Raw genomic sequence first — 12,956 nt, forward strand, 5'->3', positions numbered from 1 at the left:
CGGCGCTGCAACTGTTTGGCGCGGGCCGCGAAAAACGCCTCTACGCCATACCGCCCTACACCCCGGTGCGCAGCCTGGACTTTGAAGACCACCCGTTTGAAGTGCAGCACTGGGCGCACGCCTGTGCACTGTGTGGGGCCGCTGAGAGTTATCTGGACGAAATGATTGTGGACGACGCCGGCAGCCGCCTGTTTGTGTGTTCGGACAGCGACTATTGTGAAGATCGGCGCGACGCGGGCCATGTCGGCACGCAACAAGCCGTGACGTTGCACGATGTCTTGGCCGCGCCCGCAGAGGCGTTCACGTCCAACGATCAGGAGGCCGCATGAAGCCACCCGTGTTGTTGTCCGTGCGCCAGGCGGGCAAGGCCTTTGTGCACCAAGGCCAGCCGCGCTGGGCCTGCCGCGACGTGAGTTTTAACCTCTACCCCGGCGAAGTGCTGGCGGTGGTGGGCGAGTCAGGCTCGGGCAAAAGCACGCTGTTGCGCCTGCTGGCAGCGCGCCTGGCCTGTGACCAAGGCTCGGTGCATTACGACGTGCGGTCTGAGTCTGCCAATGAACCCAGCGGTCTGGTCGATCTGGCCGAGCTGTCAGAAGCCCGCCTGCGCTGGCTGGCCCGCACCGATTGGGGTTTTGTCGAGCAACACGCGCGTGACGGCCTGCGCATGAACGTCTCGGGCGGGGCCAATGTGGGTGAACGCCTGATGGCGCTGGGGGCCAGGCATTACGGAAAGCTGCGCAACGAAGCCGTCTCCTGGATGCAGCGTGTGGAGCTCGACACCGGCCGCATGGATGACCTGCCCGCCACCTATTCGGGCGGCATGCAGCAGCGCTTGCAAATTGCCCGCAACCTGGTGACGCATCCGCGCCTGGTGTTCATGGACGAACCCACCACAGGGCTGGACGTGTCAGTCCAGGCCCGCCTGCTGGATCTGCTGCGCGAGCTGGTGGACGAGCTGCAACTGGCCGCCGTGGTGGTCACCCACGACTTGGCCGTGGCCCGCCTGCTGGCGCAGCGCCTGCTGGTCATGAAAGACGGCCAGGTCGTGGAGCAAGGCCTGACCGACCGGGTGCTGGACGACCCGCAGCACCCTTATACCCAATTGCTGGTGTCCTCGGTGCTCACGCCATGACCGCCCAACTCGAATCCAACCCCATGACTGCACTCATTGAAACCCTGGCCCTGTCCAAAACCTTCACGCTGCACGGGCGCGGTGGCCTGCAACTGCCGGTGTTTTCCGGCATCAATTTAAGTGTGCAACCCGGTGAATGCCTGGCGCTCACCGGCCACTCCGGCAGCGGCAAAAGCTCTTTGCTGCGCTGTCTGTATGGCAACTACGCGCCCAGCAGCGGCGCGGTGCGGATTCGCCACGCCGGTGACTGGCTCAACCTGTCGGAGGCCGCGCCGCGTGAGGTGGTGGCGGTGCGTCGGCGCACGCTGGGCTACGTCTCACAGTTTCTGCGTGTGATTCCACGGGTGGCCACGCTCGACATCGTGGCTGACCCCTTGCGCCGTCTTGGCGTGGGAGCCGAAGAAGCCCGGGCGCAAGCTGCGCAATGGCTCAGGCGCCTGAACCTGCAAGAACACCTGTGGCACTTGCCGCCCGCCACCTTCTCTGGGGGTGAGCAGCAGCGCGTCAACATTGCCCATGGCTTGATCACCGCGCCGCCAGTGCTGCTGTTGGATGAACCCACCGCCTCGCTCGACGCCGACAACCGGCGCGTGGTGGTGGCGCTGATCCACGCTGCCCGCGCACAGGGCAGTGCCATCGTGGGCATCTTTCACGACGACGAAGTGCGTGAGGCGGTGGCAACGCGCTGCCTGGATGTCGAGCAACACCGCAACCCCGTTTGATCTGCAAGGAACCTGACTGATGAACCAACATATCTTTCGCAACGCCCGCATTGTTACGGCTGACGAAGAATTCACCGGCACGGTGGTGATGAAAAGCGGCTTGATCCAGTCGGTCGATCGCGGCAATACCTCGGTGCCAGGTGCCGAAGACTGGGGCGGCGACTGGCTGCTGCCAGGCCTGGTGGAGTTACACACCGACAACCTGGAGAAACACCTGTCACCGCGCCCCGGCGTGTTGTGGAATGCCCATTCCGCCATGACCGTGCACGACGCCCAGTGCGCAGCGGCCGGCATCACTACCGTGCTGGATTCGGTGGTGATTGGTGACCTGGACGACGACGGCGCACGCAGCAAGACACAACACACCTCGATCGCCGCCCTGCACCAGTGTCGCGATGAAGGCCTGATGCGGGTCGATCACCTGTTGCACCTGCGCTGCGAACTCTCCGCCCCCGACATGCTGGAGGTGTTTCACGAATATGCCGATGACGCGCTGCTGACACTGGTGAGCATGATGGACCACACACCCGGCCAGCGCCAGTGGCGTGACTTGGTCAGCTACCGCCGCTACACCGAGCGCAACGGCAGCTACAGCGACGCCGATTTCGAAGCCATGATTGCCCAGCGCAAGGCCGACCAGCAGGCCTTCTCGCTGCCACACCGGGTTGAAATCGTGCGTGAATGCCGATCGCGTGGCCTGCCCCTGGCCAGCCATGACGACACCCTGCTCAGCGACATTGCCCAGGCCGTCCTGGAAGGGGTGGCCATGTCCGAGTTCCCGACCACGGTAGAGGCGGCGCAGGCGGCGCGGGCTGCCGGCATGGCGATCATCATGGGTGGCCCCAACATGGTCAAGGGCGGCTCGCACTCCGGCAACGTGTCGGCAGCCGAACTGGCGCAGCTGGATCTGCTGGACATTTTTTCCTCCGACTACGTGCCCAGCAGCCTGCTGATGGCCACCTACATGCTGGCTGCGCTGGAGGGCTGGAGCTTGCCCAAGGCGGTGCGCACCGTCACACTCAACCCGGCGCGCGCCATTGGTCTGCAAGATCGGGGCGAGATTGCGCTGGGTCAGCGGGCTGATCTGCTGCGGGTGCGCATGAACCGTGTCGGTACGCCGCTGGTGCTGGAAACCTGGTTGGCTGGCAACCGGGCCTTCTGAACCGCGCTGACCTTTCAGCATCAAGAGACGTTTTCATGAATGACACCCATATCACGGCCCACAACCCGCCACAGCACGTCCGCCTGGGGCTCGAACCCAGCCTGTCGGCCAGCGCCAGCGTGCGCGACTGCCGCTTTGGCCGCTACACCCAGGTCGGTGACCAGACCCGCATGGAAGACTGCCTGCTGGACGATTACGCCTATGTGCAGCATTTTTGCGACCTGATGTCGGCCGACATCGGCAAGTTCGCCAACATTGCCAACATGGTGCGCGTCAACCCCGGTTTTCACCCAATGGAGCGGCCCACGCTGCACCACTTTGTCTACCGCCCCACGATGTACGGCATGGCCGAGCAGGACGATGCCGACTTCTTTGCCTGGCGCCGCCGCCAGCGGGTGGTGATTGGCCACGACAGCTGGATCGGCCACGGCGTGGTCATCATGCCGGGGGTGCAGATTGGCCATGGCGCGGTGGTGGGCAGCAACTCGGTGGTGACCAAAGATGTGCCGGCCTACGCCATCGTCGCCGGGGCGCCCGCCAAGCTCATCCGCCAGCGTTTTCCCCGTGCCATTGCCCAGGCGCTGGAGGCCACCGCCTGGTGGGACTGGGATCACGACACGCTGACCGAGCGCATGGGTGACTTCAAGGATTTGCGGACGTTTCTGGCGAAATACGCCCCCTGAAGGGGTTCAACTCCTGGGCCGATGGTGTACCGGTCTCTCAGCCTGCCGGGCGGACCCGCACAAACACCAGCATCGCCGCCAGGGACAACACCGCCGCCAGGCCGAAGGCCCAGCCCGGCGCCAGCGCCCACAAGGCCCCGGCCACCAGCGACGCCGGCAAATACAACAGACCGGTGACGAAGTTGTAGACACCTACGGCGGTGGCACGGCGTTCGGGTTCGATGTCGGCAATGAAGGCCTTGCTTTGTGACTCTTCAATCGCGTAGAACAGTCCATACAAGGCCATCACCGCCACGATCTCCCAGCGCTTGTCTGCCAGCGCCAGCCACAGGTTGATGGTGGCATACAGCGCATAACCCAGCAGCACCACGCGGCTGCGCCCCACCTGGTCACCGCGCAGGCCCACCAGCGGCGCAGCCACCACGCAGGTGGTGTTGAACAAGGCGTACAACAGCACGATCTCGGTCACGCTGAAACCCACGGTGTGGGCCTTGAGCAGGATGAAACCCAGACTGAAGTACGCCAGCGCAAACACCCCGGCTGGCCATAAAAAGCGCTTGAAACCGGGGCTGAGCTGCTGCCAGTTCTGGCGCACACTCTCGCGCTGATGGACGATGCCGGGCTGGTCCGGGATGCGTGTGAGCACCAGCACACTGATCACGGCCGGCACACAGGCCAGCAAAAACAAGGTGCCATAGGTGCTGGGCGATTCGCCCAGCCATTTCAGCAAAGCATAAGCCACCAGCGGCCCGAGTACGGCACCGGCCTTGTCAAGTGCCTTGTGCACACCAAACGCATAGCCCCGCGACGCCGGCACCGCAATCGACGATAGCCAGGCGTCACGCGGCGGCCCGCGAAAACCCTTGCCCAGCCGCTCAATGACACGAAAAATGGCCAACCCCGTGACCGACGCTGACACCAGCAGAATCATCTTGGCCAGAGTGGAAAAACCGTAACCTGCCGTGGCAAACCACTTGCGCCGCCCGCTGCGGTCCGACAGCCAGCCGGCCAGGTAATTGAGTGACGAGGCCGAAAAATCTGCCAGGCCTTCGATCAAGCCCAGCAACGCGCTTGAGGCACCCGCCACCGTGGTGAAAACGATGGCAAACACCGAAAAAATCATCTCCGAGCTCAGGTCGGTCAAAAAACTGACCAGGCCCAGCTTGAGCACGTCAGGGTGCAGGCGCTGACCAGGCGCAGGCTGTGTCATACAAAACTTTCGTGGGGGCGCACTTTTTATGAATGGGTTGAATCGAGCAACGGAGCCCTTCTATGGTCTGACTTTACAGGCTTTCCCGAGACAGCGTACCGAACATCGTGGCAGCGACGTAAAGAAGTGGCACGCCCCTGAGCATCACGTCATCCCATCTCGCACCGAAGGCCTTCGCCCAGTCTATGAATGGGTCAAGCGCGACCGGGTCGTGTGAGCAAAGCGTGGATGGCGGCTTCGGTGCGCTCGTAGTCGCCTTCGCCGAAGTGCCGGTAGCGGATGCGCCCCTGGCCGTCGACGAGGTAGTGCGCGGGCCAGTAGCGGTTGTCGTAGGCCCTCCAGGTGGCGTAGTCGTTATCCATGGCCACCGGATGCGCGATGCCATAGCGCTTGATCGCCGCTTGCACATTGCCTGCAGAGCGCTCGAAGGCGAACTCCGGCGTGTGCACGCCGACGACCACGAGACCTTGCTTCCGATAGGTTGCGGCCCAGCGGTTGACGTGCGGTAGCGTGCGCAGGCAATTAATGCAGGCATGGGTCCAGAAATCCACCAGAACGATTTGTCCACGCAGTTGTGCGAGCGACAGCGCAGGCGAGTTGAACCACTTGGCGATGCCACGGAAGTCAGGGGCGATACCCCAGTCGTGCAGGCCGTCGGACCCGGCGCCGGCCGCTAGAGGCGGCACTGCAGCAAGGCTCGCGAGTGCTCCCAGGAATACGCGCCGGCGCGGTGAATATAGGCTGGGTGTCATGCTCATAGTCCCGTGGCAAAAGATGGATAGAAGTCCGACAGCCAGAGCGTCACCAAAGTGTCGTACTGCAGAAAGGTGAGAAGCCCGACGATCGCCACAACCAGGCCCAACCCCTGCTGAAGCCGGTACGTGTGGCGGGACAAAGCTCGCACCTTGGTGAGCGCCCATTGGCCACCGTAGGCGATGGCGAGCATCGGCAGCGCTGCGCCGAGCGCGTACAAACCCAGAAGAACGGCTGAGGATCCCCAGTGCGTCTGCGCGGCCACCAAGGTGAGGATGGTGGCGAGCACGGGCCCGGCGCAGGGTGTCCACACCGCGCCCAGCGACGCGCCAATCAGTAGACCACCGATCCAGCCAGGCCTGGCGTGGTCACCCAGACTGACGACACGTCCCAGCGCACCACTCATCGCTATGCTCAGGCGCTGGAAAGTTGTGGGCCAGACCATGCAAAGACCGAACGCGATCAGCAGCAGCGCTGCGGCATCACGCACGGTCTGTTGTTCCAGGCCGAGCAGGTGTTGCACTGAACCGAATGCCAGGGCCAAAGCCGTGAAGGACAGTGCGAAGCCAGTCGCGATGAACACCGGACGCGCGCCGGGGCCGCCAGCCGCGGTCGCGCCGAGCACGACGGGAAGAAGCGGCAGCACACACGGGGCTGCCACCGTCAGCAACCCGGCGGCGAATGCCAAGCCGGGCTGGGCCATTCCCGGGCCGATCATTGCGCAGCCTCTTTGGCCTGGCCATGCTCGCTGACCCTTCGCCAAAGCTGCGTCTTGCCAAATAGCGGCAGGCCGAGGTACGGGCGCACCAACATCTGCTCGGCCCCATCCATCGTCAGGCGCACAGCGTATGTCTTGGCGTTCTCGCGGTTATAGATTTCACCGCCAAGTTCCCCGTCACCCGACGGCCGTAGGCCGGTAAGAATCTTCATGCCCAAAGCCGGGCGCTTGTCGGCGGCATCCATGGTTTGGCCGGGTGCACCCATTGAACGGTTGGCAAGTACCCGTGTGACGGTGCCACATAACACATCACCGCAGGACGCGATCTCGACTTCGAGATTGCCGGATTCGGTGATCCAGCGCCCTATCTGGGCCGGTTGAACCGAGGCTTGTGCATTGGCCTGGGACGCGGTTAGGATCAACCAGGCGCCAGTGAGGGCCAGAGAACGGATTTTCATACAGACTCCTTGGAAAATTGGATGCATGTATTGAGCCTGCGGCGTATGTCTTGGAGTTGTCCGCAACGGGCGAATTTGTATGCCGGCTTGTCAAGCTGGCGGTGAGATAAATTGAGATACAAATCTCTGGTCCACTGCTCGTCTTTCGCTCGCCCTGGCCGTTAATTCCTCCTTTCGCTCGTGTATAAATTCGCCATGGCAAATCCAGACCACATCCTTATCATCGATGACGATTCCGATATCCGGGAGATGCTGGTCGCCTATTTGACAAGCCAGGGTTTGAAGGCCAGCGGAGCGGCGGATGGTCGTGGCATGCGCCGACTTCTCTCAGCCGAGCGAGTGGACCTGCTGGTGCTCGACCTCATGTTGCCTGGCGAAGACGGCATCAGCCTATGCCGGGAACTTCGTGCACCCGGTCAGTCGCACATTCCGATCATCATGCTCACCGCCCTTTCCGAAGAAGCAGATCGGATTTTGGGTCTCGAGTTGGGGGCAGACGACTATCTATCCAAACCGTTTGCCGCGCGCGAACTGCTGGCGCGCGTGCGCTCGGTTTTGCGGCGGACGCGCATGCTGCCGCCCACCATTGCAGCGGAGATTCCGCAGGCGCAAATCCGTTTTGGTGATTGGATGCTGGACACCGTGGCCCGGTATCTGGTGGATGGAACCGGAACAGTGGTGCCCCTCTCGGGTGCCGAGTACCGTTTGCTGCGAGTGTTATTGCAGCATCCACAGCGTATCCTCAGCCGCGACCAGTTGCTGCAGCTTACCCAGGGACGCGATGCGGATGTCTTTGATCGCTCTGTCGATCTGCTCGTCAGTCGAGTACGACAGCGCTTGCGAGACGAGCCCCGCGAATCGCGTTACATCAAGACCGTCCGCAACGAAGGATATGTGTTCTGCCTACCAGTGAATGGCGCGGGGACCGGATGAACTGGTCGCGGACCCTCTTTGGCCGGCTTGCGCTGATCCTCGTTGTCAGCCTGGTGTGTGCACAGACTCTGACCTTCGGCTTTGTGCTCGCCGAACGTGGGCTGGTGATGCGCGAGGTGATGATTGCCTATCTGACGGCGGATGTGGCCAGTTCGGTTGCCATGCTCGACCGACTGCCCGCTGACGAGCGTGCGAGCTGGATCGCCCGTCTTGATCGCCCCAACTATCGGTTTGTTCTTGCTGCGCGTCCTTACAGCAGCCACACAACGGCCAGTAGTTCGCCATTGGCCAGACCTGTGACGCAGGCTCTTTCCGAAGCCCTGTCTGAATCCGTGTCGGCCATTGACGCCATGCAGCCGGGCGTAGAACTGCGTTTGCTGCTGCAGCTACAAGATGGCTCTCAGCTGGCGGTCGATTTGTTGGAGCCGCGTCTGCGTCTTTCGCCATGGTTGCTTGCTAGCTTGACGGGGCAACTGATCCTGATCGCTGCAGGATGCTGGCTTGCTGTGCGGCAGGCCACACGTCCGCTGTCTGAACTGGCTGCAGCGGCGCGCAGTCTGAAGCCCGGTGAGGCAACACCTGCCTTGCCTCTCACCGGGCCAAGGGAGGTGGTTGATGCGGCACAGGCGTTCAATATCATGCGCCAGCGAATCGACGAGCATCTGGCGGAACGCAGTGAGATGTTGGGAGCGATCTCCCACGACCTTCAGACACCTATCACTCGCATGCGGCTGCGTGCGGACCTGATGCAAGATGAGGTTATGCGCGCCAAATTGCACGCGGACCTGGAGCAGATGCAGCATCTCGTCGAGCAGGGGTTGGCCTATGCGCGCAGTGCGCAAGCCGGGCAAGAGCTTGAGGTTTCCACGGATCTTCTTGCGCTACTGCAAAGTACCGTGGCGGACTACCAGGACGCGGGGCAACCGGTGCAATGGCTGGGAGACTCGCAGGCTGTTGTCAGGACACGCCCCAAGGCGCTTCGGCGGGTCATCAGCAACTTGATTGACAACTCGATCAAGTTCGCAGGTGCTGCGGAAGTCCGTCTCGTGCGTGAGAACGGGCAGCCTGCCATCCAGGTGCTGGATCGCGGTCCTGGCATTCCCGCTGATGAAGACGCCAAGGTGCGGCAACCGTTTTATCGCATCGAAATTTCGCGCAGTCCGAGCACGGGTGGTTCAGGATTGGGACTGGCCATCGTGCAACGGCTGGCTCCTCTGTGCCATGCCCAACTGCGCCTGCTGCCACGGGATGGCGGAGGCTTGTGTGCAGAAATTCGCTTTCAGTCGATGGATGCCTGAAACAGGCCGCTTTGTGAAAGGTGCCTCTCTATGTCAAGGCATGCGGTATTCACTAAGGGCGCTCCTGTTCTTTTTAAACCGCTGCTTTTTTGTGGCTTGGTTGATATATGTCATCAAATCGAACCACGGGGATGGTTAACCTCCCGGGCTGGTCTTTTCAGGCGCTGGGTTGTGTGTCTTGCAACATGGCAGCGACTTTTCATATGAACTCAGTCACTGATTTATCACCATCCTATTCTGCAAATCAACAGGCCGCTGTGGCCATGGAACTGGTCTGCCCTGCCGGTAGCCTGCCGGCCCTGAAAGCGGCGGTGGATAACGGTGCCGACTGTGTTTACCTGGGCTTTCGTGACGCCACCAATGCGCGCAACTTTGCCGGGCTGAACTTTGACGAAGCGGCCATTGAAGCGGGCATCCGTTATGCCCACGACCGGGGCCGCAAGGTGTTTGTGGCGCTCAACACCTACCCGCAGGCGACCAAGGCCGAACTGTGGCAACGTGCGGTGGACCGTGCGGCCCACAGCGGGGTCGATGCCATCATCCTGGCCGATCCCGGCATGATGGCCTATGCCGTCCGCCACCAGCCGCAACTGCGCCTGCACCTGTCGGTACAGGGTTCGGCCACCAATTACGAGGCGCTGGATTTTTATCACCAGCACTTTGGCATTGCACGTGCGGTGTTGCCGCGGGTGTTGTCGCTGGCCCAGGTGCAGCAGGTGCTGGAAAAATCCCCGGTCGAGATTGAGGTGTTTGGTTTTGGCAGTCTGTGTGTGATGGTGGAGGGGCGCTGTGCCCTGTCCAGCTACGTCACCGGCGAGGCGCCCAACACCAACGGCGTGTGTTCACCACCCAAGGCGGTGCGCTGGGTGGAAACCCCGCAGGGCCGCGAATCGCGTCTGAATGGCGTGTTGATCGACCGCTACGCCCCCGGTGAAAACGCCGGTTACCCCACGCTGTGCAAAGGCCGTTTTGATGTGGGTGACGAGACCAACTACTACGCCATTGAAGAGCCGACCAGCCTCAATACCCTGTCACTGTTGCCGGACCTGATGAAGATGGGGGTGTCTGCCATCAAGATCGAAGGCCGCCAGCGCAGCCCCGCCTATGTGGCGCAAGTCACGCGCGTCTGGCGCCAGGCCATTGACAGCTGCCGTGACAACCCGCACCGTTATACCGCCAAGCCGGCCTGGGTCAGCGATCTGGACAAGGTGGCCGAAGGCCAGCAACACACACTGGGCGCCTACCATCGCCCCTGGAAATGAAGGACGCACTCAACACCGCCCCACCGGCGTTGTGGCGTCGCCCTCTGGACATCGAATCTGCACAATGAAATTAGCTCTTGGTCCGATCCTTTATTACTGGCCACGCGATGAGGTGCTGGCCTTCTACGCCGCGGTGGCCAGCAGCCCGGTGGACATCGTTTATCTGGGTGAAGCGGTGTGTTCGCGCCGCCATGAGGTGCGGCTGGTGGACTGGCTCGACATTGCCCAGACCTTGCGCGCGGCGGGCAAGGAGGTGCTGCTGTCTACCCAGGTGCTGATCGAGTCCGGTGCCGATGTCACTGTGCTGCACAAGATTGCTGCCAATGGCCAGTTCATGGTCGAAGCCAATGACATGGGCGCGGTGCATTGCCTGGAGGGCAAAGTGCCATTTGTGGCCGGACCGCACCTCAACATCTACAACCTGCCGACACTGCAATGGATGACCGCGCTGGGCATCCAGCGCTGGGTGATGCCGCTGGAAATGGGGCGTGACGATCTGGCGCTGATGCAGCAGGGCCGCCCGGCCGGTCTGCAAACCGAGGTGTTTGCCTATGGCCGCATGCCGCTGGCGTTTTCCGCACGCTGCTTCACCGCGCGCCATTGCAATCTGCCCAAGGACGATTGCCAGTTCAAATGCATGGAGCACCCGGACGGTTTGCTGATGCGCACCCGCGAGAGTGAAGAATTCCTGGTGCTCAACGGCATCCAGACCCAATCGGCCCGCGTCTACAACCTGTTGCCCGAGTGGCCTGCGCTGCAGGCGCTGGGGGTGGATGTGCTGCGCATCAGCCCACAGTCCAAACACACGCTACGCATCATCGAACTGTTCCAGGGGGTGATGCAGGGCCAACTGGCCATCGCCGATGCCAACGCCGAACTGCTGACCCTGATGCCCGAAAAGCCCTGCAATGGTTATTGGTACGGCAAACCGGGGCTGGAGCTGCTGGCTCCCGCGCCGGCAAGCGCCTGACACTTCAAGGAGCCGCTGTGATGACTGCCACCCCTTTTGTCCTGCCCAAGCCGATCGGCCAGGTACTGGGCCGCCTGCCGGCCTATCCGGGCTCACTGCTGTTTGTCACCGGCCTGAACCTGGCGCTGGCCAGACAGCTGGCGCCTGATGTGACACTCATGCTCGTCGGCAAGAAACTGCGCCTGTGTGTCACCGATGCCCATTGGGCGTTTGACTTTGTCTGGAAAGACGGCCGGTTTGTCGCCAGTCAGAACCCCGGCCCGGCCGACCTGACCATCAGCGCCAGTGCCCATGACCTGATGTTGCTGGCGCGGCGCCAGGAAGACCCCGACACCCTGTTTTTCAGCCGCCGCCTGGCGATGGAGGGCGACACCGAGCTGGGTCTGCTGGTGAAGAACACCATCGACGCCATCGAATTGCCGGTGCTGACGCTGGCGCAACTGCGGCCAGCGCACGTGCTGGCGCAGGCGCGGGCTCATTTCAAGGCCCGCCTGGCCAGTTTCCGGCCACGTTAGCCAGAGCATGACGGCGGTATGAAACGCATTGTGGTCGGGATATCGGGTGCCAGCGGCGCGGTCTATGGCGTGCGCCTGTTGCAGGTCTTGCGCGACATGGGGACCGTGCGTACCCACCTGGTGGTGTCTGACGCCGGCTGGCTGAACCTGCAACAGGAGCTGGATGTCCCCTTGGCCAGGCTGGAAGACCTGGCCGATGTGGTCTACCCCATTCACCATGTCGGCGCAGCGATTGCCAGTGGCTCCTTCCAGTGTGATGGCATGGTGATAGCCCCCTGCTCCATGCGCACGCTGGCCGCGGTGGCCCACGGACTGTCCGACAACCTGATCACCCGCGCAGCGGATGTGATGCTCAAGGAGCGCCGCCGCCTGATCCTGATGGCCCGCGAAACCCCCTTAAACCTGGCGCACCTGCGCAACATGACCAGCGTGACCGAAATGGGCGGCATCATCTTTCCGCCGGTGCCTGGGTTTTATCAACGGCCACACAGCATTGCCGACATGGTGGATCACACCGTCAGCCGGGTGCTGGACCTGCTGGGGCTGCCGCCGCTGGATGCGGTGCGCTGGGCCGGTCTCAAACCGGTGGCGGCCATTGGTGCCCGTGCGGACTGACGGCATGGCTTACCGCGATCTGCGGGCCTTCATCACCCAGCTGGAAGCCTTGGGCGAACTCAAGCGCGTCAGCGCCGCCGTCTCCCCCCACCTGGAGATGACCGCCCTGTGCGACCGCACCCTGCGCGCAGGCGGCCCGGCCCTGCTGTTTGAGCAGCCCACCGGCCACACCATCCCGGTGCTGGGCAACCTGTTTGGCACAACCCGGCGCGTGGCCCTGGGCATGGGCGTGAATGACGTGAGCGAGCTGCGCCAGTTCGGCCATGTGCTGGCCAGCCTCAAAGAGCCCGAAGCGCCCAGGGGCTTCAAAGAGCTGGTCGGCATGGGCAGCCTGCTCCAAACCCTGTGGCGCATGGCCCCGAAAGAACTGGGCAGCGCCCCGTGCCAGGAGCTGGTGTGGGAAGGGGCTGACGTGGACCTGGCCCGCCTGCCCATCCAGCATTGCTGGCCCGGCGACGTGGCCCCGCTCATCACCTGGGGTCTGGTCATCACCAAGGGCCCGCACAAGGCGCGGCAAAACCTGGG

General features: G+C 62.8%; 16 protein-coding genes. 12 read left to right on the plus strand and 4 right to left on the minus strand.

Features of this window, described 5'->3' with window-relative positions; all coding sequences use genetic code 11:
- From PHW99_RS15485 to PHW99_RS15505, 5 genes are all read left to right on the plus strand, one after another.
- Window positions 1–329: alpha-D-ribose 1-methylphosphonate 5-phosphate C-P-lyase PhnJ (locus PHW99_RS15485; RefSeq protein WP_300179535.1), on the plus strand; the 329-nt coding region annotated here is incomplete at its 5' end.
- Window positions 326–1,132, plus strand: a complete 807-nt coding sequence (gene phnK, locus PHW99_RS15490) for a phosphonate C-P lyase system protein PhnK (RefSeq protein ID WP_300179538.1) — start codon at window positions 326–328, stop codon at window positions 1,130–1,132. The genes PHW99_RS15485 and phnK, both read left to right, overlap by 4 nt.
- A 23-nt stretch (window positions 1,133–1,155) precedes the next feature.
- A complete protein-coding gene (gene phnL / locus PHW99_RS15495; protein ID WP_300179541.1) occupies window positions 1,156–1,854 on the plus strand; it encodes a phosphonate C-P lyase system protein PhnL in 699 nt (232 codons plus the stop codon).
- Window positions 1,855–1,873: 19 nt separating this feature from the next.
- Window positions 1,874–3,016 (plus strand): alpha-D-ribose 1-methylphosphonate 5-triphosphate diphosphatase, encoded by a 1,143-nt coding sequence (locus tag PHW99_RS15500; RefSeq protein ID WP_300179544.1) that lies wholly within the window; start codon window positions 1,874–1,876, stop codon window positions 3,014–3,016.
- Window positions 3,017–3,051: 35 nt separating this feature from the next.
- A complete protein-coding gene (locus tag PHW99_RS15505; protein ID WP_300179547.1) occupies window positions 3,052–3,699 on the plus strand; it encodes a DapH/DapD/GlmU-related protein in 648 nt (215 codons plus the stop codon).
- Between the two features lie 37 nt (window positions 3,700–3,736).
- On the opposite strand, the gene PHW99_RS15510 is transcribed toward PHW99_RS15505, so the two are convergent.
- The 4 genes from PHW99_RS15510 to PHW99_RS15525 form a co-directional block, all read right to left on the minus strand.
- Window positions 3,737–4,909, minus strand: a complete 1,173-nt coding sequence (locus PHW99_RS15510) for an MFS transporter (RefSeq protein ID WP_300179550.1) — start codon at window positions 4,907–4,909, stop codon at window positions 3,737–3,739.
- 194 nt (window positions 4,910–5,103) lie between these two features.
- Entirely contained in the window at window positions 5,104–5,667 is a 564-nt protein-coding gene (locus PHW99_RS15515; protein WP_300179552.1) for a thioredoxin family protein, read from the minus strand.
- Window positions 5,664–6,380, minus strand: a complete 717-nt coding sequence (locus PHW99_RS15520) for a cytochrome c biogenesis CcdA family protein (RefSeq protein ID WP_300179554.1) — start codon at window positions 6,378–6,380, stop codon at window positions 5,664–5,666. The genes PHW99_RS15515 and PHW99_RS15520 overlap by 4 nt, the downstream gene beginning before the upstream one ends.
- Entirely contained in the window at window positions 6,377–6,838 is a 462-nt protein-coding gene (locus tag PHW99_RS15525; protein ID WP_300179557.1) for a DUF2147 domain-containing protein, read from the minus strand. Before PHW99_RS15525 ends, PHW99_RS15520 begins: the two co-directional genes overlap by 4 nt.
- Before the next feature lie 195 nt (window positions 6,839–7,033).
- On the opposite strand from PHW99_RS15525, the gene PHW99_RS15530 reads away from it, so the two are divergent.
- The 7 genes from PHW99_RS15530 to PHW99_RS15560 form a co-directional block, all read left to right on the plus strand.
- On the plus strand, window positions 7,034–7,771 hold the full coding sequence (locus PHW99_RS15530) for a response regulator (RefSeq protein ID WP_300179559.1): 738 nt from the start codon (window positions 7,034–7,036) through the stop codon (window positions 7,769–7,771).
- 53 nt (window positions 7,772–7,824) lie between these two features.
- Window positions 7,825–9,069 carry an ATP-binding protein gene (locus PHW99_RS15535; protein ID WP_300179562.1) on the plus strand — a complete coding sequence of 415 codons (1,245 nt, stop codon included), beginning with the start codon at window positions 7,825–7,827 and terminating at the stop codon, window positions 9,067–9,069.
- 263 nt (window positions 9,070–9,332) lie between these two features.
- Window positions 9,333–10,331, plus strand: coding sequence for a peptidase U32 family protein (locus PHW99_RS15540; RefSeq protein WP_300179565.1), 999 nt, complete (start codon window positions 9,333–9,335; stop codon window positions 10,329–10,331).
- A gap of 64 nt (window positions 10,332–10,395) precedes the next feature.
- Entirely contained in the window at window positions 10,396–11,301 is a 906-nt protein-coding gene (locus tag PHW99_RS15545; RefSeq protein ID WP_300179568.1) for a U32 family peptidase, read from the plus strand.
- A gap of 20 nt (window positions 11,302–11,321) precedes the next feature.
- The gene (locus PHW99_RS15550; RefSeq protein WP_300179571.1) at window positions 11,322–11,816 is read left to right on the plus strand and encodes an SCP2 sterol-binding domain-containing protein; all 495 of its coding nucleotides are present in this window, start codon (window positions 11,322–11,324) and stop codon (window positions 11,814–11,816) included.
- Window positions 11,817–11,834: 18 nt separating this feature from the next.
- Complete coding sequence (locus PHW99_RS15555) at window positions 11,835–12,431, plus strand: UbiX family flavin prenyltransferase (protein ID WP_300179573.1); 597 nt, start codon at window positions 11,835–11,837, stop codon at window positions 12,429–12,431.
- A 4-nt stretch (window positions 12,432–12,435) separates the two neighbouring features.
- A partial coding sequence (locus PHW99_RS15560; RefSeq protein ID WP_300179576.1) for a UbiD family decarboxylase domain-containing protein occupies window positions 12,436–12,956 on the plus strand: 521 nt, incomplete at its 3' end.

Origin of the sequence: Rhodoferax sp., assembly GCF_028689305.1 — a bacterium.
GTDB lineage: Bacteria > Pseudomonadota > Gammaproteobacteria > Burkholderiales > Burkholderiaceae_C > Rhodoferax.

Bases quoted from the DNA above. Each gene is read 5' to 3' on its own strand.
- phnK (WP_300179538.1), top strand. From the start codon at position 326: ATGAAGCCACCCGTGTTGTTGTCCGTGCGCCAGGCGGGCAAGGCCTTT.
- phnL (WP_300179541.1), top strand. From the start codon at position 1,156: ATGACTGCACTCATTGAAACCCTGGCCCTGTCCAAAACCTTCACGCTG.
- PHW99_RS15500 (WP_300179544.1), top strand. From the start codon at position 1,874: ATGAACCAACATATCTTTCGCAACGCCCGCATTGTTACGGCTGACGAA.
- PHW99_RS15505 (WP_300179547.1), top strand. From the start codon at position 3,052: ATGAATGACACCCATATCACGGCCCACAACCCGCCACAGCACGTCCGC.
- PHW99_RS15510 (WP_300179550.1), bottom strand. From the start codon at position 4,909: ATGACACAGCCTGCGCCTGGTCAGCGCCTGCACCCTGACGTGCTCAAG.
- PHW99_RS15515 (WP_300179552.1), bottom strand. From the start codon at position 5,667: ATGAGCATGACACCCAGCCTATATTCACCGCGCCGGCGCGTATTCCTG.
- PHW99_RS15520 (WP_300179554.1), bottom strand. From the start codon at position 6,380: ATGATCGGCCCGGGAATGGCCCAGCCCGGCTTGGCATTCGCCGCCGGG.
- PHW99_RS15525 (WP_300179557.1), bottom strand. From the start codon at position 6,838: ATGAAAATCCGTTCTCTGGCCCTCACTGGCGCCTGGTTGATCCTAACC.
- PHW99_RS15530 (WP_300179559.1), top strand. From the start codon at position 7,034: ATGGCAAATCCAGACCACATCCTTATCATCGATGACGATTCCGATATC.
- PHW99_RS15540 (WP_300179565.1), top strand. From the start codon at position 9,333: ATGGAACTGGTCTGCCCTGCCGGTAGCCTGCCGGCCCTGAAAGCGGCG.
- PHW99_RS15545 (WP_300179568.1), top strand. From the start codon at position 10,396: ATGAAATTAGCTCTTGGTCCGATCCTTTATTACTGGCCACGCGATGAG.
- PHW99_RS15550 (WP_300179571.1), top strand. From the start codon at position 11,322: ATGACTGCCACCCCTTTTGTCCTGCCCAAGCCGATCGGCCAGGTACTG.
- PHW99_RS15555 (WP_300179573.1), top strand. From the start codon at position 11,835: ATGAAACGCATTGTGGTCGGGATATCGGGTGCCAGCGGCGCGGTCTAT.